This window comes from Cobetia sp. MC34, assembly GCF_018340035.1.
GTDB lineage: Bacteria > Pseudomonadota > Gammaproteobacteria > Pseudomonadales > Halomonadaceae > Cobetia > Cobetia amphilecti.
Genome location: NZ_JADPPY010000020.1, coordinates 1 through 24,845, shown reverse-complemented (window position 1 = coordinate 24,845; position 24,845 = coordinate 1). Strand labels below are relative to the sequence as shown.

The following is a 24,845-nucleotide window of genomic DNA, read 5'->3' as shown; positions in this document are numbered from 1 at the left end:
GAACGACAAGACGCCGCCCAATGGGCGGCGTCTTGTCGTCTGGTACTGGCCGTTCAACCGGCCAGGCGGCTCATCTCCTCACAGGCGTGAGGGACGGCTGTGCGGGTCGCCTTCGATATGATCCTTGGGCGGGTCCTGCACCGGCTTGCCGGCGGCGGGAATGTCATCTTCCGGCAGATCCCATGAGCCCTCTTCCGTCCAGGGGTCATCTGCCGGGAATTCCTCGATGTTGATTTCCTTGACCGTGTAATCCGGCTGGTAGCGCAGGTCATAGTGCGCGGCACGCACGATGGAGATGCACAGCATCAAGGCCACTGCCAATAGCGGCACACCCCCGATGATGGAGGCCGTCTGCAGGGTCTCCAGCCCGCCGATGAACATCAGCACGATGGGCATGAACGACAGGGCGAAGGCCCAGAACAGGCGGTTCCAGCGCATCGGTTCTTCATCGACTTCCTTCTGGACCACAGCGGCCAGAATGTAGGAGATGGAGTCGAAGGTGGTCGCGGTGAAGATCAGCGCCAGCAGCGTGAAGGCGAAGATCACCACGTAGTCCAGCGGCAGCGTGTGCAGCATCGCGAAGATGGCTGCGGTCGGGCTCTGGTCATTGAGGATGGTGACCACGTCCAGCTCACCGGACAGCTGCAGGTAGAGGCCGTAGTTACCCATCACCATGAAGAACAGGAAGCAGCCCATGGTGCCGAAGAACATCGAACCGGCGACCATGGCGCGGATGGTGCGGCCCCGCGAGATACGCGCGATGAACAGCCCCACGCTGGGCGCGAACACCAGCCACCAGGCCCAGTAGAAGATGGTCCAGTCCTGCGGGAAGTGCGTGTCCTCGAAGCCCTTGAACTCGGCGAACGGTTCAAGCCAGGTGGCCATGTGGATCAGATTGCTCATCACGCGGCCCAGCGCATCCAAGCCGGTATTGGCCATGAACAGGGTCGGCCCCGCGATGAAGATGAACAGCAACAGGCCGACCGCCAGCCAGAAGTTGATGTCTGACAGCAGCTTGATGCCCTTCTTGAGGCCCACGTAGGCGCTGTAGCCGAACAGGGCGGTACACACCAGCAGCACCACGATCTGCGTGGTCAGCGACTTGGGCACCCCGAACAGCTCGTGCACCCCCTCGTTGATCATCGGTGCCGCCAGACCCAGGGTGGTCGCACCGCCGCCCAGCATGCCGAAGATGAAGCTGATATCGATCAGCTTGCCCAGCCAGCCATGCGCCAGCTTTTCACCCAGCACCGGCATCAGCGCCTCGGAAATCTTCAGCACGCTGTGGTGACGCACGTAGTAGAAGTAGGCGATCGGCACGGCGGGAATAAGGTAGATCGCCCATGCCAGCGGGCCCCAGTGGAAGATGCCGTAGGCCGCGGCCCATTCCGCTGCCTCCGGTGTCTGGCCTTCCACATGGAACGGGGGCGACTGATAGTAGTAGACCCACTCGATCATCGACCAGTACAGGATGGAGGCCCCGATACCGGCACAGAACAGCATCGCCGCCCATGAGACGATGGAGAATTCGGGCTTCTCCTCGGCATCACCGAGCTTTATCTGACCGATATCGCTGAAGATGATGTAGATCATGAAGCCGCCGGCCCCCACGCCGAGCAGCAGATAGAGCACGCCGAGCTTGCTGGTGACGAAGTTCTTGGCCGCCGATACCCACATCGCGCCCTGCTCGGGGAAGATGACCAGGGGCAGCGTCACTGCCAACAGCAGGAAGATCGAGCCGAAGAAGGTCGGCTTGTCGATCATGTCGAAGGGCTTTTCCGGCCGATCCCCCGCCGCCCTGGCGGATACCTTTCGGGTTTCCTTGCTCATATATAAGCCTCACTTATCGTTATTACTATGCATGATAACAGCTTATCATGAGTGATTGCGATACACGCATCCCCACTGCGTACAATCCTAGTACAACGATCCAAGCGCCTACGTAAAGTTAATTTAACGCAAGCAAGTCATTTATTAGCGCTTGGCAGGCCGTGGCGTTCAGGCCAAGAGAAGAGCAGGAAGCACGACGACAGGGCTGGCAGCGACAGGCAAATCAGCGGGAAAGGCACAGTCAGCACGACCCAGAACAGGCAGCGCAGAGGTGGATAGCAGCAGGAGAGAAGGCCCATAGGGGTCAGACGCAGGAAAAGCGGCAGATGTCAGGCCGGAAAGCAGGCATCCACCAGGGAACGGCACGGCTGCCGTTCCCTGGTGGGAGTAATCAGACTGGAGATGATCGGGCTGATGGCGCCTCGGGCTCAGTCGCCGCGCAGGCGCCCGCCCATCTCCTGGGCGAGATCCACCGCGAAGTGGTCCGTCATGCCGCCGATGAAGTCGAGCATGCGCCGATAGCTGCGGTAGAGATCCCAGTCCTTGGTCGGCGTGTTCTCGCCGATCAATGCCAGCACACGTTGATGCTTGAAGCTGGAGCGCCCCTTGGTATGCAGCTCATGCGCAGCGCCGATGAAGGCCTCGAGCAGGATACCCAGCGTGGTGTAGGCGCCGATCTCCAGCTTGGCCTTGCGCTCGTTGCGGAAGATCTTCTGGCGCGCCAGATTCTTGGCTTCCCGCACGCCCCAGCCGAGGTCGGGGTGGCAAAGGTCGAGCAGGTCTTCACTGAGCGTGCCGGCCAGCAGTTCCGTCTCGCGCTGCACGAAAGCCTCGGCGACATCATTGACGGCACGCTCCATCGCCGCGCCTCTCAACGCCGCCACCTTGCGCCGCTGGGAGGTGCCGCGGGCGACCACCTCCTGATATTCGCGCGGCTCGCCACCGCTGATGCCGGTGAGAATCTCGAACACTTCCTCGAACTGCAGGATGCCCATCTCGAGGCCATCTTCCAGGTCCAGCAGCGCATAGCAGATGTCATCGGCGGCCTCGACCAGCCACGCCAGCGGGTGACGGCACCAGCGGCCATCGGCCCGCGCCAGCAACCCGCAACGCTCGGCGACCTGATCCAGCAGCACGCGCTCGCTCTGATAGCAGCCGAACTTGCCGCCCGCCGTGGCGTGCTCCACCGTCCACGGGTACTTGAGCAGCGTGCCCAGCGTCGCTGCCGTCAGGCGCATGCCGCCATGGAACTGGTTGTATTCGATCTGGGTAACGATGCGAAAGCCCTGGGCATTGCCTTCGTAGGTGAGCAGGTCCTCGCGCTCGGCATCGCTCAGCCCGGCCAGCCGACCGTGATCACTGGCGGCCTCGGCGGCGAACCAGTCGCGGATGGCGTACTCCCCGGCGTGGCCGAAGGGCGGGTTGCCGATGTCATGCCCCAGGCAGCCGGTCTGGACGATGACGCCGAGATCCGACGGCGTGATCCAGTCGGGCAACTGCTCCTTGAGCTTCTCGCCGACCATCATGCCCAGCGAGCGACCGACACAGCCGACTTCCAGCGAGTGGGTCAGACGCGTGTGGATGTGGTCGTTGTCGGTCAGCGGGTGGACCTGGGTCTTGCGCCCCAGGCGACGGAAGGAGCCCGCGAACACGATGCGGTCGTGGTCCTTGTGGAAGGGAGTCCGCCCCATCTCACGCGATACGGTGCCCGGTGCGTCATGCAGGCGACTCGGTTCCAGCAGTCGCTCCCAGCTCATCGATGACATCAGGCAACTCCTTGGCAGGCGCCGAGTACTGGCGCCGGCGAGCAGATAACAGGTGAATGACGCGCATAAAAAAAGAGAACAGGGATTGTGGCACCCTGTTCTCCTTGTCTCCAGCCCGCTCAGGCCATCCTCAGCTCGCCAAGGCTATCCCCAAACCCGCTCAGGCTGTCCTCAGTCCTCGGCCAGCGCCGGCAGCAGCACCTTGAGCTTGCGGGTCAGGGTGTTGCGGCCCCAGCCCAGCAGCTCGGCGGCTTCGCCCTTGCGGCCACCGGTATGCTTGAGAGCCGTCTCGATCAGGATGCGCTCGAAGTCGGGCACCGCCTCTTCCAGCAGATGGGTGTGGCCGGCGGCGAGTGCGCGGTCCGCCCACTCGCGGAAGGCACCACGCCAATCGCCGGAGGCTGCCTCGGTGCCGCTGGCATCGCGCAGCTCCGGCGGCAGGTCCTCGATCATCACTTCACGCCCCGAGGCCATCACCGTCAGCCAGCGACAGGTGTTCTCGAGCTGGCGCACGTTGCCCGGCCAGTCGAAGCGCGTCAGGTGCTTTTCCGCGGCCTCCGTCAGTACCTTGGGCTCGGTCGACAGCTCACGCGCGGCCTCGCCCAGGAAGTGGCTCATCAGGCGCGGAATGTCTTCGCGACGCTCCGACAGGCGCGGCAGATGCACGCGAATCACGTTGAGGCGGTGGAAGAGATCCTCACGGAAGCGCCCATCCTCGACCAGCTTTTCCAGATGCTGGTGCGTCGCGGCGATGATGCGCACGTCGACCTTGACCGGCGTGATGCCACCGACACGATAGAACTCGCCATCGGCCAGCACGCGCAGCAGGCGGGTCTGGGTCTCGGCGGGCATGTCACCGATCTCATCGAGGAACAGCGTGCCACCATCGGCCTGCTCGAAGCGCCCGCGGCGCAGCGCCGTGGCGCCGGTGAAGGCGCCCTTCTCGTGGCCGAACAGCTCCGATTCCATCAGGTCCTTGGGAATCGCCGCCATGTTGAGCGCGATGAACGGCTTGGCGGCGCGCGGCGAGTGCTGATGCAGCGCCTGGGCCACGCGCTCCTTGCCGGTGCCGGACTCGCCGTTGATCAAGACGGTGATATGCGACTGTGACAGGCGGCCGATGGCGCGAAAGACTTCCTGCATCGCCGGCGCTTCGCCGATGATTTCCTTGGTCAGCCCTTCCGGCACGGCGGCGGGCGCCTTGGACTCACGGGCATGCGCCACGGCGCGCCGTACCAGCGCCAGCGCTTCATCGACATCGAACGGCTTGGGCAGGTATTCGAAGGCGCCGCCCTGATAGGAGGCCACGGCGCTGTCGAGGTCGGAATGCGCCGTCATCACGATGACGGGCAGGTCCGGGTATTTCTCGCGCACGCGCGCCATCAGGTCGAGACCATCGGTTCCGGGCATGCGGATATCGGTGATCAGGACATCCGGGCACTGACGCATGATGCTGGCTTCGGCCTGATCGGCACGCTCGAAGGTTTCCACCTCGAGGTCGGGTTGTGCCAGAGCGCGCTCCAGCACCCAGCGAATGGCACGGTCGTCATCGACGATACAGACGCGGGCAGTCTCGCTCATGTGTGATCTCCAGAAGTGCCGGCTAGCGGAATGAGTAAACGGAATTCGGTATGGCCGGGGCGCGAGTCACACTCGATCAGCCCCTGATGCTGGTGCAGGATGCCCTGGGCGATCGACAGCCCGAGCCCTGAGCCTTCGGCGCGCCCCGAGACCATCGGGTAGAACAGCGTCTCGCGCAGGCTCTCCGGAATGCCGGGGCCGTTGTCGATGATCGCCAGCTCGCAGACCAGCCGGTGGCGCTCATGGCCCAGCGTGAACTGCCGGCGAGCGCGGGTCCGCAACGTGATCTCATAAGGGGCGGCGTCAGGCTGCAGTGAATCGGGCTGTGGCTGCTCATTGAGGGCCTGGGTGGCATTGCGCGCGATGTTGAGCACCGCCTGGATCAGCTGGCCTTCATCGCCGATCACCTCCGGCAGGCTCGGGTCGTAGTCGGCGCTCAAGGTGATGGCGCTGCCTTCCGCCTGCAGCAAGGCTCGCACCCGCTCGGTCACCGCATGCACATTGACCGGCGCCTGCAGCGGCGGCCGGTTCGGCCCGAGCATGCGATCGACCAGATCACGCAGGCGGTCCACCTCCTCGATGATGATGCGCGTGAACTCCACCATCTGCGGTTCGGGCAGGTCACGTTCGAGCAGCTGGGCGGCGCCACGAATACCGCCGAGCGGATTCTTGACCTCATGCGCGAGACCACGCGTCAGCACCTTGACCGCCTCCTGGCGGGCGATCAGCGCTTCTTCGCGCGAGATCTGCATCAGGCGGTCACGCGGTTCTATCTCGACCAGCAGTTCATTGGCGCTGATGGGCGTCGCGGTGAAATCCACCGTCAGCGCTTCATTGGCCGCGTTGATGATCTCGGCCTCACGCTGGGTGTAGGGGTGCTGTTCCTCCAGCGCCTTGCGCAGCACATTGATCAGGGTGTCATCCAGCCCGGTCATGTTGTCGGGCGTACTGCCCTTCACGCGCACCAGACTCACCGCCAGCAGCGTCTCCGCGGCGGGATTCATCCAGACCATCTGCAGCTGTGAGTCCAGCACCACCACGGCAGTGTTCAGGTGTTCGAGCAGTCGTTGATGCATGGGTTTGTTCGCCATCTGCAGTACGTCTCCCTGTTCTGCAATAACCGCGCCAGTCTGGTGCAGGCACCGAGAACACGGCGTCCGATGCTGTGCAACCATTTCTGGCCCCTCATATTGGCACCAAAATGGTGCAGACGAAAAATCGCGCTCGAACTCGCGTTGCCTCGCTTCACCGCCAGGCGGCCCGACATCGACTGTCCCAGACACGAAAAAGCCGCCCGAAGGCGGCCTGTCAGCGAAGGAGAAACGCGCGAAGAAAAAGGCCGCCCAGACGCTGCTAGCCACCGCCAGCATTGGCAGGGTTGTTGGGGTTGCGAGGCAGATTGACGCTGGCGCGCTGCACATAGACCACCTTCGGCTCGCTGGTCTGGCGCACGCGGCCGGTGGAATCCAGCAACTCCGCCTGGATGACATGCTTGCCACGCTCCAGCGCCGGCACCATGAAGACGGTGCTGTGCATGGCGGATTGAGACGGCGCACCGTCCACGGTCACGCGCACCTTGTCTTCCGGGCGCAGCTTGGGCTCGATCCCCAGGCGCACCGCCAGATTGCCCGCCTGCCCGGTCTGCAGCGTCTCCTCGTTGGACGGGCTCTGGATGGTGAAGGTGGTATAGCCACGGAAGGCCACATCCACCGCAGGCGCCCGGGTGCGGGTGCTCTCGCTGGATGAGGAAGAACTCACGTGCGACGGCGTGCTGCGCCGCGGCGGCAGGGATTCCGTCGACGGCACCACGCTGAGCGGCGTCAGCTGCACCTTGCTGCCGCCCGCAGGCTGATCACTGAAGACCACGTTGCCGTTGGCATCGACGTGACGATAGACCTGGGCCGCCTGAAGATCGAACGACAGGCTCGACAGCATCAGCGTCGCTGCCAGCAGCAGGCACTGCAGTGGCTCGGGGCGCGCTGCAGGCAGTGCACGCGAGTCAGTCGCGGGGTTCGCGACGCGCAGGGAGGATACGAAGGGCCACATCCGAAGATTCCTGAAGAGAGTCATGGGAGGCCAGAAGCCGCAGGCAGCTCCAGCGGGTTGGGTCTATCGACAGGCGATCCTGCTGCCTGATGACAAGGCTAACAAGTTACAAAGCTTACCGCGTTGATGCCAGCATTTGGGGCCTTCGACAAGACGCCTGTGTGCATTGACTGTCACGCAAGGCTACCACCGCGCCCTGCATATCTGTCAGCAGCATGGCCGTTCTCAGGGAAAAGGATCAGGGGCAGAGCAAAGGATCAGAGCAAAGAGATAGAACGAAACAGGGCCATGATGAAAAACAGGGCCACAACGAAAAACAGGGCCACACCTGTCGGTATGGCCCTGCTGTCGTCATCGTCCGGGGCTTGCCTTCACCGGGAAGGCACTCCGTCAGATGGCGTGGCTAGCGAATGGCTGCCTCAACCTCTGCAGCGCTTGGACGCTGCTGTACTTAGGCGTTGCAGTACTTAGACGCTGTAGTACATGTCGAATTCGAGCGGGTGAGTCGCCATGCGCAGGCGCTGGATGTCTTCGCCCTTCAGCTCGAGGTAGGCATCGATCATGTCGTCGGTGAAGACGCCGCCCTGGGTCAGGAACTCACGATCGCCGTCCAGCGCGGTCAGGGCCTGTTCGAGGCTCTCGGCCACGGTCGGGATGGACTTGGCTTCTTCGGCCGGCAGGTCGTAGAGGTTCTTGTCCATCGCGTCGCCCGGGTGGATCTTGTTCTTGATACCGTCGATACCGGCCATCAGCATCGCGGAGAACGCCAGGTACGGGTTGGCCGTCGGATCCGGGAAACGCGCCTCGACACGCTTGCCTTTCGGGCTGGCGGTGTACGGGATACGGATGGAAGCGGAACGGTTGCGGGCAGAGTAGGCCAGCATGACCGGCGCTTCGAAGCCCGGCACCAGACGCTTGTAGGAGTTGGTGGACGCATTGGTGAAGGCGTTCAGGGCACGAGCGTGCTTGATGATGCCGCCAATGTAGTAGAGGGCCATTTCGGACAGACCCGCGTACTCGTCACCGGCGAACTGGTTGTCGCCATCCTTCCAGAAGGACTGGTGAACGTGCATGCCGGAACCGTTGTCACCGACCAGCGGCTTGGGCATGAAGGTCGCGGACTTGCCGTAGGCGTGAGCCACGTTGTGGATCACGTACTTGAGTTCCTGAACCTCATCGGCCTTCTTGACCAGGGTGTTGAACTTGACGCCGATCTCGTTCTGGCCGGCGTTCGCCACTTCGTGGTGGTGAACTTCGACTTCCTGACCGATGGCTTCCAGGGTGTTGCACATGGCAGCACGGATATCGTGGAAGCTGTCGATCGGCGGGACCGGGAAGTAGCCGCCCTTCAGACGCGGACGGTGACCCAGGTTGCCGCCTTCCGGCGTGGAATCGGTCGCCCAGGCACCTTCTTCGGAAGAGATCTTGAACATGGAACCGTTCATCTCGTTCTTCCAGTGCACTTCGTCGAAGATGAAGAATTCCGGCTCCGGACCGAAGAAGGCGGTGTCGCCCAGACCGGTGGACTTCAGGAATTCCTCGGCGCGCTTGGCGACGGAACGCGGGTCACGCTCATAGCCCTGCATGGTGGCCGGCTCGATGACGTCACAGCGCAGCACCAGGGTGGTGTCTTCGGTGAACGGGTCGAGGAAGGCAGTGCCGTCGTCCGGCATCAGGATCATGTCGGATTCGTTGATGCCCTTCCAACCTTCGATGGAGGAACCATCGAACATCTGGCCGTTCTCGAAGAATTCCTCATCCACTGTACGCGCCGGGATGGAGACGTGCTGCTCCTTGCCCTTGGTGTCGGTGAAGCGCAGATCAACCCACTTGACTTCGTGTTCTTCAATCAGGGCAAGTGTCTTCTCAGCCATGGTAATTCTCCGATGGAGCCGGCGGCTCTGGTTACAGTTGGTGTCAGCGTTGTCTGGGGTTATTGCTCTATTTTGTAAGCCTTTTCTCTCATGGTCGGCGTCGTTATGCCAGCCATCAGACAGGATGCTTTAACAATGCAGCGAGCGTGCCAGAATGGCGCACGCCGCAGCGCTCATTTCAGTAAGCTCATGAATATGCTGAAAAAAAACATCACCATCTTCATGCATGCAGCACGAAAACCCGACCAAAGATGGGCCGACAAGGTGCAAAAATTCTTGCCGCGCAGTGCAGATTCATCATTTGAGTGCACCAAAAAACGCCATTGCTCCACATTGGTGCAAAACGCTGAATCCCGGGGATTTCTCCGCTCACACCCGATGATCACGTCAGCATCACATTGCGGTCATTTCTTTCTTTCATCCTCATGTTTGCCTCGACTCGCAAGTTTTTTTCATCCGCGACAAGGGCGCAGAAAAGACTTGAGAGACAACCATTTGGGCACTTCAGGCCAATTGAAGGCACTCGCTGACTCGCCTCGTGAATGTACGATGCTGGCAGGAGGCATGCCATGCCCCCTATAATGCGCCCCAAATCACAAGCGCCCGGTACGCGAGCGCCCATTTTCCGCACAGGTTCCCGTCGTGATCGAGAAACTTCGCAACATAGCCATCATCGCCCACGTTGACCACGGTAAAACTACCCTGGTCGACAAGCTCCTGAGTCAGTCTGGCACCCTGGACCGCAAGGCCGAGGGTCAGGAACGCATCATGGATTCCAACGACCAGGAAAAAGAGCGCGGCATCACCATTCTCGCGAAGAACACCGCGATCCAGTGGAACGACTACCACATCAACATCGTGGATACCCCTGGGCACGCTGACTTCGGTGGCGAAGTCGAGCGCGTGATGTCCATGGTCGATTCCGTGCTGCTGCTGGTCGATGCCGTCGATGGCCCGATGCCGCAGACTCGCTTCGTTACCCAGAAGGCATTCGCCCAGGGCCTGAAGCCGATCGTCGTCGTCAACAAGATCGACCGTCCGGGCTCTCGTCCTGACTGGGTCGTTGACCAGATCTTCGATCTGTTCGACAACCTGGGCGCGACTGACGAGCAGCTCGACTTCCCGATCATCTACTGCTCTGCCCTCAACGGCATTGCCGGTATGGATCCGGAAGACCTGAAAGACACCATGGACCCGATGTTCCAGTCCATCGTCGACATCGTCGAGCCGCCGAAGGTCGAGCTGGACGGTCCGTTCCAGATGCAGATCTCCGCACTGGACTACAACAGCTACGTCGGCGTCATCGGTCTGGGTCGCATCAAGCGCGGCGCCGTCAGCCCGGGTCAGCAGGTTTCCATCATCACCAAGGAAGGCGCTGTCCGTAAGGGCAAGATCGGCCAGGTCATGACTCACATGGGTCTGGACCGCGTGCAGACCGACAAGGCGACTGCCGGCGACATCGTCTGCATCACCGGTATCGAGAACCTCGCGATCTCCGACACCATCTGTGACACCGCCACTGTCGAGGCGCTGCCGCCGCTGACCGTCGATGAGCCGACCGTCTCCATGACCTTCCAGGTCAATGACTCTCCGTTCGCCGGTCAGGACGGCAAGTTCGTCACCAGCCGCAACATCCGTGAGCGTCTGGAACAGGAACTGATCCACAACGTCGCGTTGCGCGTCGAGCCAGGCGAGACTCCGGAGAAATTCGTCGTCTCCGGTCGTGGTGAGCTTCACCTCTCCGTTCTGATCGAATCCATGCGTCGTGAAGGCTTCGAGCTGGCCGTGGGCCGTCCGGAAGTGATCATCAAGGTCATCGACGGTCAGAAGCAGGAACCGTACGAAGAAGTCATCATCGACTGTGAAGAGCAGCACCAGGGCTCCATCATGGAAGAACTGGGCTACCGCAAGGGCGAGCTGACCAACATGAACCCGGATGGCAAGGGTCGTGTGCGTCTGGACTTCATCATCCCGTCTCGCGGTCTGATCGGCTTCCGTGGCCAGTTCCTGACCATGACGTCCGGTACCGGCATCCTGACCAGCCGCTTCGATCACTACGGTGATCTGAAGGAAGGCGCAGGCGTCGAGCGTCGCAACGGCGTCATGATCTCCATGGTGCCGGGCAAGGCACTGTCCTACGCCCTGTACACCCTGCAGGAACGTGGCAAGCTGATCATCGGTCACGGTACCGAAGTCTATGAAGGCATGCTGGTCGGTATCCACAACCGTGCCAATGACCTGGTCGTGAACCCGACCAAGGCCAAGAAGCTCGATAACATGCGTTCTACCGGCAACGATGAAAACATCGTGCTGACGCCGCCGATTCGTTTCACCCTGGAACAGGCGATCGAGTTCCTGGATGCCGATGAGCTGGTGGAAGTCACTCCGCTGCACATCCGTATCCGCAAGAAGCACCTTAAAGAGAACGAGCGCAAGCGCGCCAGCAAGTAAGCTGGCCCAGCCTGCCCCCTGCCTGATGGCAGGGGGCATCGTGCTCAAACGCAAAAGACCCGCCAACTCGGCGGGTCTTTTGCGTTTGAGCACTTTTCGCTGTTGCCGCAAAGGACAGCATGACCATCTCTCTAGTACTTATGAATGTCATTGCAGGAAGTGCGTCGCTATTAGGGCTCGCAGAATAAGGGAACTTTGCGCGATACCTTGGCCTGAGGCATCTCTAACACTTAAATGAGGGTTATATGAGGCATATTCGTGTTGCGCATATAGCGTCTTCATTCAGAGCATGCCACACGCGGCCACGCCCCTGCGCAACGTAATGTCTTGATCTGTTGATAGCGCGCAATCACACGTCACCGAGCGAGGATAAATCGTCGAATTCTAATGATGCGTCGCGTTTGAACGACGCAAGAACGAGACGTCGATGCGCAGTCACTAGGGTCAACGCAACGGAGCAGGTATCTTCTGCCGGAGCTTTCTTTATGCATATCCTGCAGTTAACGAAGACTTGTTCGCCACACGCCACCCGGAGCAGGGTCCTCTTACCGATCCTCGTGAGCACTCGCCATGTGTCGCCATTGCCAAGCCCGGTGTGTGCAATGCGTCACGAATACGCTCCAGAAGACCCGTATGAAAGGATTCAGCAATGAGCATCAAGCAACGCCTCGAAGTCCTGCCATGGGACACGCTGGCGCGTTACCGCCTGATCGAGATCATCGCCTTGTGGGAGGGGCGAGTCACTTCGCGTCATCTGGGCAACGCCTTCGGTATCGCCAGACAGCAAGCCTCGCGCGTCATGAAGACCTACCGCGAGACGGTCGCCGAGAACAATCTCGAATATGACCCCGTCATCAAGGGCTACCGTCCGTCGGCGAATTTCTGCCCCATGCTGACGCGGGGTGAGGTCGATGAATACCTGCAATTGCTGGGCAATCACGACAATCTGAATCCGCATTTCACCGGGTTGGGGCTAGGCCAGGCAAACACCGAGGCCCTGCGCCTGCCGTCACGCAGCGCCAGTCCGCCGGTGGTCAGGGCCTTGATCGAAGCCGCCAGTCAGGGCGCACGCCTCGAGGTGACCTATGCCTCTCTCAACTCACCCCAGGGGGAGGAGCGCATCCTGTGTCCGCATACGCTGGTCTACGCCGCTGGCCGCTGGCATGTGCGCGCCTTCTGCGAGAAGAACCGGGCTTTTCGTGACTTCGTGCTGTCTCGATTCCGCGCGGTGCCGGAGCTGTTCGGTGAAGCCCTCGAGGGCAGCCAGCGCGAGTGTGATGAAGGCTGGGAGACGCGCGTCACCTTGAAGCTGGGCGCCGACCCGCGCCTGAAACCCGCCGAGCGCGGCCTGATAGAACAGGACCACGGCATGGTGGATGGCGAGCTGCACCTGCCGACACGCGGCGCTCTGGTGCAGTACGTCCTGCGCGAGCTAGGCATCAATCCGGACCATCTGGAAGAGTCTCCGCGCGCCCAGCAGCTGGTCGTGCTCAATCGCGACGAGATCACTGACTGGCTGTTCGTCAGCTCCAGCGCCTGACGCGGGAGTGAGCGGGTCTGCCCTCGCGCTGACCTCAGTTGCCTGAATGGGCTATCCATCGCCGAGCGAAGTTTATATGATGACTTCTGCACACAGTCCTTCGCCCTTCCCGGCGGAGGGCTGTTTTTTTGGTGTCCAGCAAGGCCTTGCTCGCAAGGGGCTGACACCACGACTGACAGGAGGTCTCATGGCCACACTTCCCTCGATCATCATCAATCGTCTGGACGCCGAACGCCTCGAGCGCCTGATTGATCACGTTTCCGCCGCCGACCGTCAGGTGGCAGAACAGCTTGAGGACGAGCTGGAGCGCGGCGAGGTCGTCGAGCCTCACGAGGTGCCCGCCGATATCGTCAGCATGAACAGCCGCGTGGAGTTCACGGACCTGACCCGCCAGCAGACTCTGGTGCGCACGCTGGTCTATCCGCATGCGCTGCCCGGCCAGCAGGATGGCCTGTCGGTGCTGGCGCCACTGGGGGCTGCCCTGCTCGGCCTCAAGGTCGGCAGCCTCATCGAGTGGCAGCTGCCGGATGGCAGCCTGCATGAGGTGCGTATCGAGGCGCTGCATTACCAGCCGGAAAGTGCCGGCGACCTGCACCGCTGACAGCGCCTAGCGCATCAGCAGGCGGCGGATAAGACCATGGATGGCGCGCGCAGTCGGCCCATCGGCATAGGGCGGATACATCAGTCGCGCGCCATTCATGCGCCCCTTGGCGAAGATTCCCTTGGCCTTGCTGAGCGTCTGGAAGCCTTCCTTGCCATGGTAATGGCCCATCCCGGATGGCCCGATACCGCCGAACGGCATGTCATCCTGCGCCACATGCAGCAGGGTGTCGTTCAGACACATTCCGCCCGCATGCGTGCCTTCGGTGACCCGCTGCTGTTGGTGCTTGTCGTGGCCGAAGTAATACAGCGCCAGCGGCCGGGGCCGAGCGTTCACATAGGCCATCGCGACGGACAGCGTGTCCGCCGGTGCCTCCAGCAACTTGCCCTTCACACTCGTCTCGCCCTCCGCCTCATCCGCTGCCCCCGGGTCCGCCAGGCCGACGATCGGCAGCAGCGGGCCGAAGATTTCTTCCTGCATCACGCGCATCTCATCCGTCACATCGAGCAACGCCAGCGGCGGCATCAGACGCTTCTCGACCAGCTCGGGGTCATTCCAGTCGGGGCTATCGACCAGAGGCCTGAGTGTCGCGCCCTTCGCCAGGGCATCCTCGAGCACCTCTCGCAAGCGCTGGTACTGACGCTGATTGATGATGCGCGAATAGTCCTGCGTCTCGCAGAAGCGAGGATAGAAGCGCTGGAAGGCCTCGCCCAGCGCCGTGACCAGCAGCGGGACCTGGTCCTCACTGCACAGCACGTAGTCCGGCGCGACGCAGGTCTGGCCGGCGTTCATGCCCTTGCCGAAGGCCAGCCGCCCCGCCGCTTCACGACACTGCGCCTCATCCGCCATCAGCTCACGCGACATGATCACCGGCGACTTGCCGCCCAGCTCCAGCGTCACGGGGGTCAGGTTGTCCGCCGCGGCGCGCATCACATGCTTGCCGACCGCCGTGCTGCCGGTGAACAGCAGATGGTCGAAGGGCAAGGCCGAGAAGGCCGCCGCCACATCGGCCTCACCGATCACCACGGCCACCTGCACCTCATCGAAGGCATCGAGCAGCATCACGCGCAGCGCCTCGGCGGTCTCGGGGGTGAACTCGCTCATCTTGATCATCACCCGATTGCCGGCACTCAGGGCGCTGATCAAGGGGCCGATCGCCAGATAGAGGGGATAGTTCCAGGGCACGATGATGCCGACCACGCCCAGCGGCTGATAGACGACACGCGCAGAGGCCGGCTGGAAGGCAGCGCTGACATGACGCTTGGAGGGCTTCATCCAGCCCTTCAGGTGACGGCGTGCATGACGAATGCCTTCGTAGCTCGGCACCAGTTCGGCCAGACGCGTCTCATGGGCGCTGCGGTGGCCGAAATCGGCGCTGATCGCCGCGATCAAGGCCTCCTCGTGTGACTTGAGCGCATCACGCAGCGAGGTCAGCCAGGCCTGGCGCTCGTCGGCACTGGGCATCGGCGACAGGCCGTAGGCGGCGCGCTGGTCTTCCAGCAGCGCCTGCATGCGCGTGATTTCCCGAGTGGCAGTCTCGCTGCTCTCATTAGACGAGGTAGCAGATTCAGCTGAGGTAGCAGACTCAGGCGAAGCAGGATCAACAGGGGCGGCAGTCGTCATGAGAACATCCAGTGAGGGCCGGCGAGGCCGGCAGCGAAGGCAGACAGCCACGAGTATGGCGTACCAGGCGACAGCGACCGGCGCACGGAGAAGCGCCGGCGTGGCTCATCCCGTTTTAGAACACTCGTTTGATGACGTCAAAGAAAGTCGCCTGCGCCGCTGCCGCACGCCGCAATGCAAAAAGCCCCCGCACCGTGAGGTACGAGGGCTTTTCGGGTGTCGACCGGCAATGGCGCCGGTGACGGGAATTCGTTGGCGCGCCCAGCAGGATTTGAACCTGCGACCCCTGCCTTCGGAGGGCAGTACTCTATCCAGCTGAGCTATGGGCGCGCATGCCAAGGTTGCAGTGAACCGAGGCGCGCTTATGGTAACGTCTTGATTCTACGATGTCGAGATATCCCGCCAGCCACGCGGTTGCTGCGCCTCCGGCGAGCGCTATACTGGCTCGATACACAGCCCCAAAAGGTGTACGCCATGCAAGCTCGCCGGCCAGCTGCTTTTCCCCTCAAGCGCTCTTTCCTGTCACTCTCATTGAGCGCGATGCTGTTCAGCGTGCTTGTCAGCGCGTCCACACAGGCCGCAGACAACTCCCGCGAGGCGATTGCCGAGCGACTCAAGCCGGTGGGCGAGCTATGCGTGAAGGGCGATGCCTGCGCCGGTGATGGCTCGGCAGCGAGCTCGCCGCCGGCGGACAGCGGCGCTGTCGGGCAAGCCAGTGCCGCCAGCGCGATAGACGGCGAGAAGGTCTACGGTGGCATCTGCATGGCCTGTCACACCACTGGCGCCGCCGGTGCCCCGCGCCTGGGCGAGGCCGGCGACTGGGAAGGCCGTCTCTCCAAGGGCGACGAGACGCTCTACACCCACGCCATCGAAGGCTTCAATGCCATGCCGGCCAAGGGCGGCAACCCGGCGCTTTCCGATGAGGAAGTGAAGGCCGCGGTGGATTACCTGCTCGATTCCGTGCGCTGAGTCTCAGCGCACAGTACCCGACAATAAACATCAGCCCAGCAGCGAACGCAGGCCCGCGATGGCATCCCGCCCGCGGGCCACTTTTTTCTCCTGATCCTGCGGCTTGTCGGCCCGCCCTTCCCACTCGAGGTCTTCAGGCGGCAGCTCATCCAGGAAGCGGCTCGGCACGCAGTCCATCATCTCGCCGTAGGTCTTGCGCTGGCGCGCCAGCGTCAGCACCAACGTACGGCGGGCACGAGTGATACCCACGTAGGCGAGGCGGCGCTCCTCCTCCACTGTCTCCATCTCGATGGAGTTGCGGTGCGGCAGCAGGTCTTCCTCCAGCCCCAGCACGTAGACATGCGGAAACTCCAGGCCCTTGGAGGCATGCAGCGTCAACAGCTGCACGCGGTCGGAGTCATCTTCCTCGGCCTGCTGCTCGAGAATGTCGCGCAGTACCAGACGTGAGATGGCCGCCGCGACATCGCCGGTCTCGGTATCGCCGATCATCGCCTCGCTGCCCTCCAGCTCCTCCACCTCTTCCTGTGGATTGCCGCTGATCGACTTCTCGAGCTGATCGACCAGAATCCAGACGTTGGCCATGCGCCGCTCGGCGATCTTGGGCGCACTGGCGTTCTGATACAGCCAGCCTTCGTAATCCACCTCGCGGAACAGCTCGCGGATCGCGCTGATCGACTGGCCGGCATCCATCTCGCGGCGCACACGGTCCAGCGTGTGGGTGAAGCGGCCGAGGCGGTCCAGCGCACGCTCGCTCAGCTGCTCGCGCAGGCCCATCTCGCTGCAGGCGGCGTAGAGCGACACGCCACGCCCGGTGGCGTAGTTGGCCAGCTTCTCCAGCGTGCCCGGCCCGACTTCCCGCCGCGGCACATTGACGATACGCAGGAAGGCGTTGTCGTCCGCCGGATTGATCAGCAGACGCAGGTAGGCCATCGCGTCCTTGATCTCGTTGCGCCCGAAGAAGGAGGTGCCGCCGGAGAGCTTGTAGGGAATCTGGTAGTGCTGCAGCTTCAGCTCCAGCAGGCGCGCCTGGAAGTTGCCACGATAGAGCACCGCGAAGTCACGCCATTCGGCGCCTTCCTTGATGCGCCGCGTGAGGATCTCGCCCGCCACACGCTCGGCCTCGGCCTCTTCGTTGCGATTCATGATGATACGGATCGGGTCGCCATCGCCCATCTGCGACCACAGCGTCTTGTCGTAGACGTGGGGATTGTTGGCGATCAGGGTGTTCGCCGCGCGCAGGATGATGCCGGTGGAGCGATAGTTCTGCTCCAGCTTGATCAGGTTCAGGCGCGGGAAGTCCTCACCGAGGGTGACGAGGTTCTCCGGGCGCGCGCCGCGCCAGGCGTAGATCGACTGGTCATCGTCGCCCACCACCGTGAAGGTCTGGCGCTCCTGCATCAGCATCTTCACCAGCAGGTACTGGCTGATGTTGGTGTCCTGATACTCATCGACCAGCATGTAGTGGATGCGCCGCTGCCAGCGCGCCAGCACCTCGGGGTGATCACGGAACAGCACCACCGGCAGCAGGATCAGGTCATCGAAGTCGACCGCGTTGTAGGCCTTGAGGTGCCGGTTGTAGGCCTCGTAGATCACCGCGGCGTACTGGGCGTCTTCGTCCTCGGCATGCGACAGCGCCGCCCCGGGCAGGATCAGGTCATTCTTCCAGGTGGAGATCTGACTCTGCACCGCGTTGATCTGCTCGGCGTCGGTGTCGGCTTCCTTGTGCATCAGCTCCTTGATCAACACCTTGGCGTCATCGGTGTCGAAGAGTGAGAAGCCCGGCTTGTAGCCCAGTGTCTTCAGCTCACCGCGGATGATGGTCAGGCCGAGGGTGTGGAAGGTCGAGACGATCAGCCCGTGGCCCTCGCGACCCTTGAGCATCTTGCCGACACGCTCCTTCATCTCGCGCGCCGCCTTGTTGGTGAAGGTCACGGCGGCGATGTTGCGTGCCTTCATGCCGCATTCCTGCACCAGATAGGCGATCTTGGTCGTGATCACGCTGGTCTTGCCTGATCCGGCACCGGCCAGCACCAGACAGGGGCCATCGATGGCGCGCACGGCTTCCTGCTGGCGGGGGTTGAGCTTGGCGAGGCGATCACGGATCTCGGTCATCACGGTGTCCTGCTGGGCGAAGAAAGGGAGCGGAAATGCATCTCACGCGGGCGATGGTCGGTCAATCGAGGGCTGGCCGATCAGTCGAGGGCTGGCCGATCAATCGTGAATTGCGGCGCCGGCGAAATCGAGCTGACGCCAGCTTTCATAGACGACCACGGCGACGGCATTCGACAGGTTCATGCTGCGGCTGTCGGCCAGCATCGGCAGGCGCAACACCTGCTCGCGGGGCAGGCTGTCGAGCATCGCCTGTGGCAGGCCGCGGGTCTCGGGGCCGAACACCAGCGCATCACCGGCCTGGAAGCTGGCCTCATGCGGCGCGGTGCGACCACGCGTCGAGAGCGCGAAGACCCGCGAAGGTTTCACGCTCGCCACGAAGTCATCGAGGCTGGCATGGCGCTGCACACGTGCCCACTCATGATAATCGAGACCGGCGCGGCGCAGGCGCTTGTCATCCAGCTCGAACCCCAACGGCTCGATCAGATGCAGGCGGTAACCGGTGTTGGCACACAGCCGGATGATGTTGCCGGTATTGGGCGGAATCTCGGGCTGATAGAGCACGATATCGAGCATGAGCAGACTCGCGGCAGAAGGCGAAAACAGGGGGCTGGCCGGCGATGCTCACCTGGCCATGACAACGCAAAGCGGGCCCCGAAGGGCCCGCCATCTTACCGCAATGCGTGACTCACGCGGAGCACGCGTTGCCGGGAACCACCCTCAGAACTGCAGACGCATGCCGACCAGCGGGCCGGAATCCAGCGTGCGTTCGTCACGGTTCTCGAAGTCGGCCTTCACCTTGCGGTAGCCGACATAGCCTTCGACGTTGTCGATGACCTGATAACGTGCGCGCAGGCCGTATTCGTAGCTGTGCTCGAGGTCGTTGCTGGTCGCCACGTCCGGGGTCACGTAGCCGTAGCCACCCAGCGAGACGCGCGGTGCGCCCGGCAGGTAGTAGTAGCCGTAGCCGCCGAGGCCCAGACCGCCGCCGTCACCGTGGTCGGTGTCGTACTGGCTCCAGCGTGCGCCGAGGCCCACGTCGTATTCGCTGGTGCGCTCGGTGCCCAGCAGCTGGACGTGACCGGCCGTGACATCGTCGTGGTCATCGCTGGACAGGATACCGCCGCCGAGCTGAACGCCATTGCCGATCTCGCCATTGATTTCGCCCTGAACGGCTTCAGTATTCAGGTTGAGGTCAGCGTTGCCGGCCATGGCCGGGGCGGACAGACTGGCAGCGAGGATGGCTGCCGAAAGGCCGAGAATGTTACAGTGAGCTGTCATGTATGCACCTCTGTACGTGACTGGGAAGGTAATGCTGCGCGGGTCATGAACGCTCTCAGGCGCCCTGGAGACCGTATTGCGCACGGTAGTCGCGAATCGCGACCGCATGCCCAGACAGTTCCTGCTGTGCGTATTGTTCCAGATATTCGAGCACCTGGTCGAGCGTCACGATACTGACCACGGGCATGGAGAAACGTGCCTCCACTTCCTGAATGGCGCTGTTCGCCTTCAGGCCTCCCTGACCATCGGGAGCGCGCTCCTGACGGTCCAGTGCGATCACGACGCCCGCCGCCTTGGCACTCTCGGCGTGGATGATCTCCATCACTTCGCCGATGGCGGTGCCGGCGGTGATGACATCGTCGATGATCATCACGCGGCCTTCGAGGGGCGCGCCGACCAACGAGCCCCCTTCACCGTGGGTCTTGGCTTCCTTGCGATTGAAGGTGAACGGCATGTCACGATCATGATGATCAGCCAGCGCCACGGCCGTCACGGCACCCAGCGGGATACCCTTGTACGCCGGGCCGAACAGCACATCGGCCTCCAGGCCTGATTCGACGATGGCACGCGCATAGAAGCGTCCCAGACGTGCCAGGGCCTGTCCGGAGCGGAATAGACCAGCATTGAAGAAGTAGGGGCTCACCCGCCCGGACTTGAGCGTAAACTCGCCAAACCGCAGCACGTCCTGCTCGATGGCAAACTCAATGAACTCCCGCTGGTAGTCCTGCATCCGATATCACCTTTGAATTCGTTAGCCATTTACCAAATCGTCTAAAGCTCGGGTATCATACAGGCGCGACGAACCAGGGACCACGTATGAAAATCGCTACAGTTAACGTCAATGGTATTCGAGAAGCGGTCAGCCGCGGCTTCCTCGACTGGCTTGCCAGTCAGGACGCCGACGTCGTCTGCATCCAGAACCTCAAGGCCAAGAGCTTCGAGCTCGACGACAGCATCCTCTACCCGGAAGGGTATGAAGGCTACTTCCTGGACGCCGAAAAAGACGGCTTCTCAGGGGTTGGCCTCTATTGCCGCCAGATTCCCAAGGCCATCATGTATGGACTGGGCTTCGAGCAGTGCGATAACGAAGGCCGCTACCTGCAGGCCGATTACGACCGCTTCAGCATCTGCTCTTTCCTGATGCCTGACGGAAGTGATCCGGCTGCCAAGGGTGCCTTCATGGAGCAGTATCAGGAATACCTCAGCAAGCTGCGCCGCAAGCGTCGTGATTACATGATCTGCGGCACCTGGCATGTTGCCCACAAGACTGTCGACCTCGCCAACTGGTCCGACAACCAGATGACGCCGGGCTTCAAGCCGGAAGAACGCGCATGGATGGATCAGGTCTTCGGCCCGATCGGCTTCATCGACGCCTTCCGGGAAGTCAATCGCGATGCCGACCAGTACTCCTGGTGGCCAGCGCTGGACAGTGACCAGCCGCGCGCCCGTCAGGAAGGCTGGCGCCTCGACTATCAGGTCATCGACCCGAACCTGCGTCGTCATATCAAGGACGCCTGGATCGACACCGATGCCACCTTCAGCGAGTTCGCACCGGTCATCGTCGAGTACGACCTCGAGCTGTGATGCACGCTGTCACCCCTTGAGCGTTCGGCCTCGGGCCACCCTGCCAGTCGCATGATGTGCCTTCGGGCACTGACGAAAACGCCCCCATCGCGCAAGCGGTGGGGGCGTTTTCTGTCTGGCATCAAGCGCTCATGTCGCAGAACTCATGACATGACACTCACGACACAGCACTCATGACATGGCACTCATGGCACAGCGGCCGTGTCGCAGGGCTCAGGCGTCGGCCGGCATGCCGAGTGCGGCGCGCTGCGCGGCGAACAGCTGCTCACCGGTACGCTCGGCGAGATCCAGCAGGGCATTGAGCTCGGCGCGATCGAAGGCCGCGCCTTCGGCCGTGCCCTGCACCTCGATCAGCCCCTTGCCTTCGGCCATCACGACATTCATGTCGGTATCGGCCTTGCTGTCTTCCGGGTAGTCGAGATCGGTGACCGGCACACCCTTGTAGATGCCGACCGACACGGCGCTGACCAGACTCACCAGCGGGTCGGTCTTGATCTTGCGCTCACGCTGCAGGCCCTGCAGCGCATCCACCAGTGCCACACAGCCACCGGTGATCGCCGCGGTACGCGTGCCGCCATCGGCCTGCAGCACATCGCAATCGATGGTGATGGTGTATTCGCCCAGCTTCTTGAGATCTACCGCGGCGCGCAGCGCACGGCCGATCAGACGCTGGATCTCCACCGTGCGGCCACCCTGCTTGCCACGCGCCGCTTCACGATCATTACGGGTATGGGTCGCACGCGGCAGCATGCCGTACTCGGCGGTCAGCCAGCCCTTGCCGGAACCGCGCAGCCAGCGCGGCACGCCCGCCACGACAGAGGCGGTGCACAGCACACGGGTCTCCCCAAACTCCACCAGCACCGAACCCTCGGCGTGACGAGTGAACTCACGGGTCAGGCGGATCTCGCGCGGCTGCTCCGGGGTACGGCCACTGGGACGGGTCACGTTGGCTTCGCTCATGGGGATTCCTTGTTGCAGTATTCGGGAGGCCAGAGTCTACACGCCGCAGCCACGGGCGACGACCTTCGCGCCGCGCGGGCCAGACCTGCTCCTGATCACTGGGCGCTCAAGAGCGGCACGCGTACACTTCAGGCTATCAGCGCGGTCGCTCATGCGCCGCCCCTCCTCTGACAGCCAACCGACAAGGAGCACGTCATGGTCCACAGCATGACCGCCTTCAGCCGCCAGACCCATGAAGCCGACTACGGCACCCTGACGCTGGAGCTGCGCTCGGTGAACCAGCGCTATCTCGAACCGCACTTCCGCCTGCCCGACAGCCTGCGCGAACTCGAAAGCGCCTTCCGCGAAGGCCTGCGCAAGCGCCTCAACCGCGGCAAGGTCGAACTCTCGCTGCGCTTTGACGCCGAAGCCGGTGCCGACAGCCTCGCCGTCGATGCCAGACGCCTGGGCGAACTCAGCCGCGTGCTCGCCGAAGTCGGCCAGCACTGCCCGGACGCCCCGCAGCCCTCACGCCTCGCCCTGCTCGACTACCCCGGTGTGCTGGTGCGCGAAGGCGCCGATCAAGAGCGCATCAAGGCCGATGCCCTCAGCCTGTTCAAGCGCGCGCTGGACGAGCACATCGAAGGCCGCGCCCGCGAAGGCGAACGCCTCGCCGAGCTGATCAGCGCACGCCTCGATGGCGTCGACACCCACGTCGCCGAAGTCCGCCGCCTGATGCCCGACATCCTCGCCCGTCAGCGCGAGAATCTGCTCGCCCGCCTCGAAGAAGTCCGCGCCACCCTCGACCCGCAACGCCTGGAAGCCGAACTGACCCTGATGGCCCAGAAGGCCGACGTCGACGAAGAACTCGACCGCCTCGATACCCACGTCGGCGAAGTCCGTCGTCAGCTCACCCAGAAAGGCCCCATCGGCCGCCGCCTCGACTTCCTGATGCAGGAACTCAACCGCGAAGCCAACACCCTCTCCTCCAAGTCCGTCGTCGCCGACACCACCCGCTGCGCCGTCGAACTCAAGGTGCTGATCGAACAGATGCGCGAGCAGATTCAGAATATTGAGTGATATCCCGCCAAAGGAGTTAGCCGGATGAGCAGACCCGAACCATGGAGTGGTGAAGAAGTCACAGCGATTGTCGAAACCTACAAGAAGATGCTGGTTGCAGAACTTTGCGGCCAGCATTACGTGAAAACGGACCACAATCGTGAGCTTGCAGAGAAATTAAATAATCGCTCAAAGGCTTCTATCGAATTTAAGCACCAAAATATCAGTGCCGTGCTGCGCGATGCCGACTGCCCCTATATCAACGGCTACAAGCCGATGAGTAACTATCAGGGCATGCTGGTCGATGTTGTTGAGCGCCACCTACTGCGTACTGAGCTATTCGATCAGGCAGCACGCAATGCAGCAGACCGGCCGGTCATTGATGCACCGGCCCCAAAAGATACTTCCATCATTGTCACGCCACCGGAATCCAAGACGCCTCAGTCCAGCGTGCAGGAAGCCAAACAGCGTTACGCGACGCCCACGCCGGTTAAGCGCGACTACTTGGCGCGAGAAGCCCGCAACCATGCACTGGGGAGTGCCGGCGAACGCTTTGTGGTGGCCTTTGAGAAGATGCGCCTCAGAAAAGAAGGCCACACATCGCTGGCCGAGAAGGTCGAACATGTGGCGGAAACCCAGGGCGATGGCTTGGGCTATGACGTCCTGTCCTTTGATGCGGATGGACGAGAGCGTTGGATCGAGGTGAAGACGACGGCATTTGCCAAAGAGTGCGCTTTTTTCATCACGCCAAATGAACTCAAGTGTTCGCAAGCCAATCCTGAGCACTACCATCTTTTCCGTATCTTTAGCTTCTTAACCCAACCCAACATGTACTGCTTGAGGGGTGACCTCTACCCGCAATTGACGCTCAACCCGCAGAGCTATCGCGCGCACCTGCTGTGAATGTCTGAAGCCCGCCCCTCTGCAATTGAAACTCTGCCCGACAAGCGCCATCTTGTCTGCATCCCTCGACTGAGGGCTTTTCCGCTCAAGGAGTCAGGCATGTCTATCGAACAAGTGCTGTACCGCGCAGAAGCCACTACCACTGGGGGTCGTGAGGGCAAGTCGCGTTCTTCCGATGGGGCGCTGGATGTCACTCTGAGCACGCCGAAGGAGTTGGGCGGTGGTGGCGGTGAAGGTACCAACCCGGAGCAGCTGTTCGCGGCGGGTTATTCTGCGTGCTTCATCGGTGCCATGAAGCACGTGGCCAGCACTGACGGCGTGACGCTGCCGGAAGGCCTGGAGATCACCGGCAAGGTGGGCATCGGCCAGATTCCGGCCGGTTTCGGTATCGAGGTGGCGCTGGATATCAGCCTGCCGGGCATGGACAAGGCCGAGGCGGATGCGCTGGTCGAGAAGGCGCACCAGGTGTGCCCGTACTCCAACGCGACGCGTGGCAACATCGATGTGACGCTGAACGTCAGCGTCTGATGACTGATCGCCAGACACGAAAACGCCGCCCCTCGGGGTAATGCCAGTCAGTTAACACTGACTGGCATTTTTCTTGGCCGGATACTTCTGCGGCCGGCGCCTGACCGATCGAGGATAAGACCGTTCGCGTCGTTCCGGTAAAACGAACGACGGTGCCATGT

The 24,845-nt window shown here is 62.3% G+C and carries 20 protein-coding genes and 1 tRNA gene; 8 read left to right on the top strand and 13 right to left on the bottom strand.

All coding sequences use genetic code 11. From position 1 onward, the window contains the following. Positions 1–78: 78 nt before the first annotated feature. From IZU87_RS11630 to glnA, 6 genes are all read right to left on the bottom strand, one after another. Complete coding sequence (locus IZU87_RS11630; protein ID WP_054556332.1) at positions 79–1,830, bottom strand: BCCT family transporter; 1,752 nt, start codon at positions 1,828–1,830, stop codon at positions 79–81. A gap of 428 nt (positions 1,831–2,258) precedes the next feature. Continuing rightward, entirely contained in the window at positions 2,259–3,596 is a 1,338-nt protein-coding gene (locus IZU87_RS11625; RefSeq protein WP_213114599.1) for a deoxyguanosinetriphosphate triphosphohydrolase, read from the bottom strand. Positions 3,597–3,767: 171 nt separating this feature from the next. Further along, positions 3,768–5,177, bottom strand: coding sequence for a nitrogen regulation protein NR(I) (ntrC, locus tag IZU87_RS11620; RefSeq protein WP_043335756.1), 1,410 nt, complete (start codon positions 5,175–5,177; stop codon positions 3,768–3,770). Then, positions 5,174–6,268 carry a nitrogen regulation protein NR(II) gene (gene glnL, locus IZU87_RS11615; protein ID WP_283248902.1) on the bottom strand — a complete coding sequence of 365 codons (1,095 nt, stop codon included), beginning with the start codon at positions 6,266–6,268 and terminating at the stop codon, positions 5,174–5,176. The genes ntrC and glnL overlap by 4 nt, the downstream gene beginning before the upstream one ends. A 262-nt stretch (positions 6,269–6,530) precedes the next feature. Beyond that, entirely contained in the window at positions 6,531–7,223 is a 693-nt protein-coding gene (locus IZU87_RS11610) for a DUF4124 domain-containing protein (protein WP_249330559.1), read from the bottom strand. A 467-nt stretch (positions 7,224–7,690) separates the two neighbouring features. Further along, positions 7,691–9,097: a glutamate--ammonia ligase gene (glnA, locus tag IZU87_RS11605; protein WP_131431042.1), complete on the bottom strand. Its 1,407-nt coding sequence runs from the start codon at positions 9,095–9,097 to the stop codon at positions 7,691–7,693. Between the two features lie 642 nt (positions 9,098–9,739). Between glnA and typA the strand changes: the two genes are divergently transcribed. From typA to rnk, 3 genes are all read left to right on the top strand, one after another. Beyond that, complete coding sequence (typA, locus tag IZU87_RS11600; protein WP_131431043.1) at positions 9,740–11,548, top strand: translational GTPase TypA; 1,809 nt, start codon at positions 9,740–9,742, stop codon at positions 11,546–11,548. 649 nt (positions 11,549–12,197) lie between these two features. Next, on the top strand, positions 12,198–13,088 hold the full coding sequence (locus IZU87_RS11595; RefSeq protein WP_131431044.1) for a WYL domain-containing protein: 891 nt from the start codon (positions 12,198–12,200) through the stop codon (positions 13,086–13,088). A gap of 187 nt (positions 13,089–13,275) precedes the next feature. Then, the gene (rnk, locus tag IZU87_RS11590; protein WP_107335808.1) at positions 13,276–13,689 is read left to right on the top strand and encodes a nucleoside diphosphate kinase regulator; all 414 of its coding nucleotides are present in this window, start codon (positions 13,276–13,278) and stop codon (positions 13,687–13,689) included. A gap of 6 nt (positions 13,690–13,695) precedes the next feature. On the opposite strand, the gene IZU87_RS11585 is transcribed toward rnk, so the two are convergent. Both IZU87_RS11585 and IZU87_RS11580 read right to left on the bottom strand, forming a co-directional pair. Then, a complete protein-coding gene (locus tag IZU87_RS11585) occupies positions 13,696–15,201 on the bottom strand; it encodes a coniferyl aldehyde dehydrogenase (protein ID WP_107335807.1) in 1,506 nt (501 codons plus the stop codon). Positions 15,202–15,565: 364 nt separating this feature from the next. After that, positions 15,566–15,642 (bottom strand) — tRNA-Arg (locus tag IZU87_RS11580). Between the two features lie 144 nt (positions 15,643–15,786). Here IZU87_RS11580 and IZU87_RS11575 point away from each other — a divergent pair. Beyond that, positions 15,787–16,281 carry a c-type cytochrome gene (locus IZU87_RS11575; protein WP_213114598.1) on the top strand — a complete coding sequence of 165 codons (495 nt, stop codon included), beginning with the start codon at positions 15,787–15,789 and terminating at the stop codon, positions 16,279–16,281. A 30-nt stretch (positions 16,282–16,311) separates the two neighbouring features. Here the strand turns inward: IZU87_RS11575 and rep are convergent, their stop codons facing one another. From rep to pyrE, 4 genes are all read right to left on the bottom strand, one after another. Continuing rightward, positions 16,312–18,393 carry a DNA helicase Rep gene (gene rep / locus IZU87_RS11570; protein ID WP_043331771.1) on the bottom strand — a complete coding sequence of 694 codons (2,082 nt, stop codon included), beginning with the start codon at positions 18,391–18,393 and terminating at the stop codon, positions 16,312–16,314. A gap of 99 nt (positions 18,394–18,492) precedes the next feature. Further along, positions 18,493–18,966 carry a tRNA (uridine(34)/cytosine(34)/5-carboxymethylaminomethyluridine(34)-2'-O)-methyltransferase TrmL gene (trmL, locus tag IZU87_RS11565; protein WP_107335805.1) on the bottom strand — a complete coding sequence of 158 codons (474 nt, stop codon included), beginning with the start codon at positions 18,964–18,966 and terminating at the stop codon, positions 18,493–18,495. A gap of 144 nt (positions 18,967–19,110) precedes the next feature. After that, positions 19,111–19,671: a YfaZ family outer membrane protein gene (locus IZU87_RS11560; RefSeq protein ID WP_213114597.1), complete on the bottom strand. Its 561-nt coding sequence runs from the start codon at positions 19,669–19,671 to the stop codon at positions 19,111–19,113. Positions 19,672–19,726: 55 nt separating this feature from the next. Next, complete coding sequence (gene pyrE, locus IZU87_RS11555) at positions 19,727–20,401, bottom strand: orotate phosphoribosyltransferase (RefSeq protein WP_107335804.1); 675 nt, start codon at positions 20,399–20,401, stop codon at positions 19,727–19,729. 86 nt (positions 20,402–20,487) lie between these two features. On the opposite strand from pyrE, the gene IZU87_RS11550 reads away from it, so the two are divergent. After that, positions 20,488–21,255 (top strand): exodeoxyribonuclease III, encoded by a 768-nt coding sequence (locus IZU87_RS11550; protein WP_043331765.1) that lies wholly within the window; start codon positions 20,488–20,490, stop codon positions 21,253–21,255. Between the two features lie 213 nt (positions 21,256–21,468). Here the strand turns inward: IZU87_RS11550 and rph are convergent, their stop codons facing one another. Further along, positions 21,469–22,215: a ribonuclease PH gene (gene rph, locus IZU87_RS11545; protein WP_043331764.1), complete on the bottom strand. Its 747-nt coding sequence runs from the start codon at positions 22,213–22,215 to the stop codon at positions 21,469–21,471. A gap of 195 nt (positions 22,216–22,410) precedes the next feature. Between rph and IZU87_RS11540 the strand changes: the two genes are divergently transcribed. From IZU87_RS11540 to IZU87_RS11530, 3 genes are all read left to right on the top strand, one after another. Further along, the gene (locus tag IZU87_RS11540; RefSeq protein WP_107335803.1) at positions 22,411–23,274 is read left to right on the top strand and encodes a YicC/YloC family endoribonuclease; all 864 of its coding nucleotides are present in this window, start codon (positions 22,411–22,413) and stop codon (positions 23,272–23,274) included. A gap of 24 nt (positions 23,275–23,298) precedes the next feature. Next, a complete protein-coding gene (locus IZU87_RS11535) occupies positions 23,299–24,156 on the top strand; it encodes a protein NO VEIN domain-containing protein (RefSeq protein WP_213114596.1) in 858 nt (285 codons plus the stop codon). A gap of 99 nt (positions 24,157–24,255) precedes the next feature. Next, positions 24,256–24,684, top strand: coding sequence for an organic hydroperoxide resistance protein (locus IZU87_RS11530; protein ID WP_054556341.1), 429 nt, complete (start codon positions 24,256–24,258; stop codon positions 24,682–24,684). Positions 24,685–24,845 lie beyond the last annotated feature (161 nt).

What these genes read in the sequence shown, in the direction of transcription:
- IZU87_RS11530 (WP_054556341.1), top strand. Translation starts at nt 24,256, where the DNA reads ATGTCTATCGAACAAGTGCTGTACCGCGCAGAAGCCACTACCACTGGG.
- IZU87_RS11575 (WP_213114598.1), top strand. Translation starts at nt 15,787, where the DNA reads ATGCAAGCTCGCCGGCCAGCTGCTTTTCCCCTCAAGCGCTCTTTCCTG.
- pyrE (WP_107335804.1), bottom strand. Translation starts at nt 20,401, where the DNA reads ATGCAGGACTACCAGCGGGAGTTCATTGAGTTTGCCATCGAGCAGGAC.
- IZU87_RS11535 (WP_213114596.1), top strand. Translation starts at nt 23,299, where the DNA reads ATGAGCAGACCCGAACCATGGAGTGGTGAAGAAGTCACAGCGATTGTC.
- IZU87_RS11595 (WP_131431044.1), top strand. Translation starts at nt 12,198, where the DNA reads ATGAGCATCAAGCAACGCCTCGAAGTCCTGCCATGGGACACGCTGGCG.
- IZU87_RS11625 (WP_213114599.1), bottom strand. Translation starts at nt 3,596, where the DNA reads ATGTCATCGATGAGCTGGGAGCGACTGCTGGAACCGAGTCGCCTGCAT.
- IZU87_RS11540 (WP_107335803.1), top strand. Translation starts at nt 22,411, where the DNA reads ATGGTCCACAGCATGACCGCCTTCAGCCGCCAGACCCATGAAGCCGAC.
- glnA (WP_131431042.1), bottom strand. Translation starts at nt 9,097, where the DNA reads ATGGCTGAGAAGACACTTGCCCTGATTGAAGAACACGAAGTCAAGTGG.
- IZU87_RS11550 (WP_043331765.1), top strand. Translation starts at nt 20,488, where the DNA reads ATGAAAATCGCTACAGTTAACGTCAATGGTATTCGAGAAGCGGTCAGC.
- rep (WP_043331771.1), bottom strand. Translation starts at nt 18,393, where the DNA reads ATGACCGAGATCCGTGATCGCCTCGCCAAGCTCAACCCCCGCCAGCAG.
- rph (WP_043331764.1), bottom strand. Translation starts at nt 22,215, where the DNA reads ATGAGCGAAGCCAACGTGACCCGTCCCAGTGGCCGTACCCCGGAGCAG.
- ntrC (WP_043335756.1), bottom strand. Translation starts at nt 5,177, where the DNA reads ATGAGCGAGACTGCCCGCGTCTGTATCGTCGATGACGACCGTGCCATT.
- IZU87_RS11585 (WP_107335807.1), bottom strand. Translation starts at nt 15,201, where the DNA reads ATGCAGGCGCTGCTGGAAGACCAGCGCGCCGCCTACGGCCTGTCGCCG.
- IZU87_RS11560 (WP_213114597.1), bottom strand. Translation starts at nt 19,671, where the DNA reads ATGACAGCTCACTGTAACATTCTCGGCCTTTCGGCAGCCATCCTCGCT.
- IZU87_RS11630 (WP_054556332.1), bottom strand. Translation starts at nt 1,830, where the DNA reads ATGAGCAAGGAAACCCGAAAGGTATCCGCCAGGGCGGCGGGGGATCGG.
- rnk (WP_107335808.1), top strand. Translation starts at nt 13,276, where the DNA reads ATGGCCACACTTCCCTCGATCATCATCAATCGTCTGGACGCCGAACGC.
- IZU87_RS11610 (WP_249330559.1), bottom strand. Translation starts at nt 7,223, where the DNA reads ATGTGGCCCTTCGTATCCTCCCTGCGCGTCGCGAACCCCGCGACTGAC.
- glnL (WP_283248902.1), bottom strand. Translation starts at nt 6,268, where the DNA reads ATGGCGAACAAACCCATGCATCAACGACTGCTCGAACACCTGAACACT.
- trmL (WP_107335805.1), bottom strand. Translation starts at nt 18,966, where the DNA reads ATGCTCGATATCGTGCTCTATCAGCCCGAGATTCCGCCCAATACCGGC.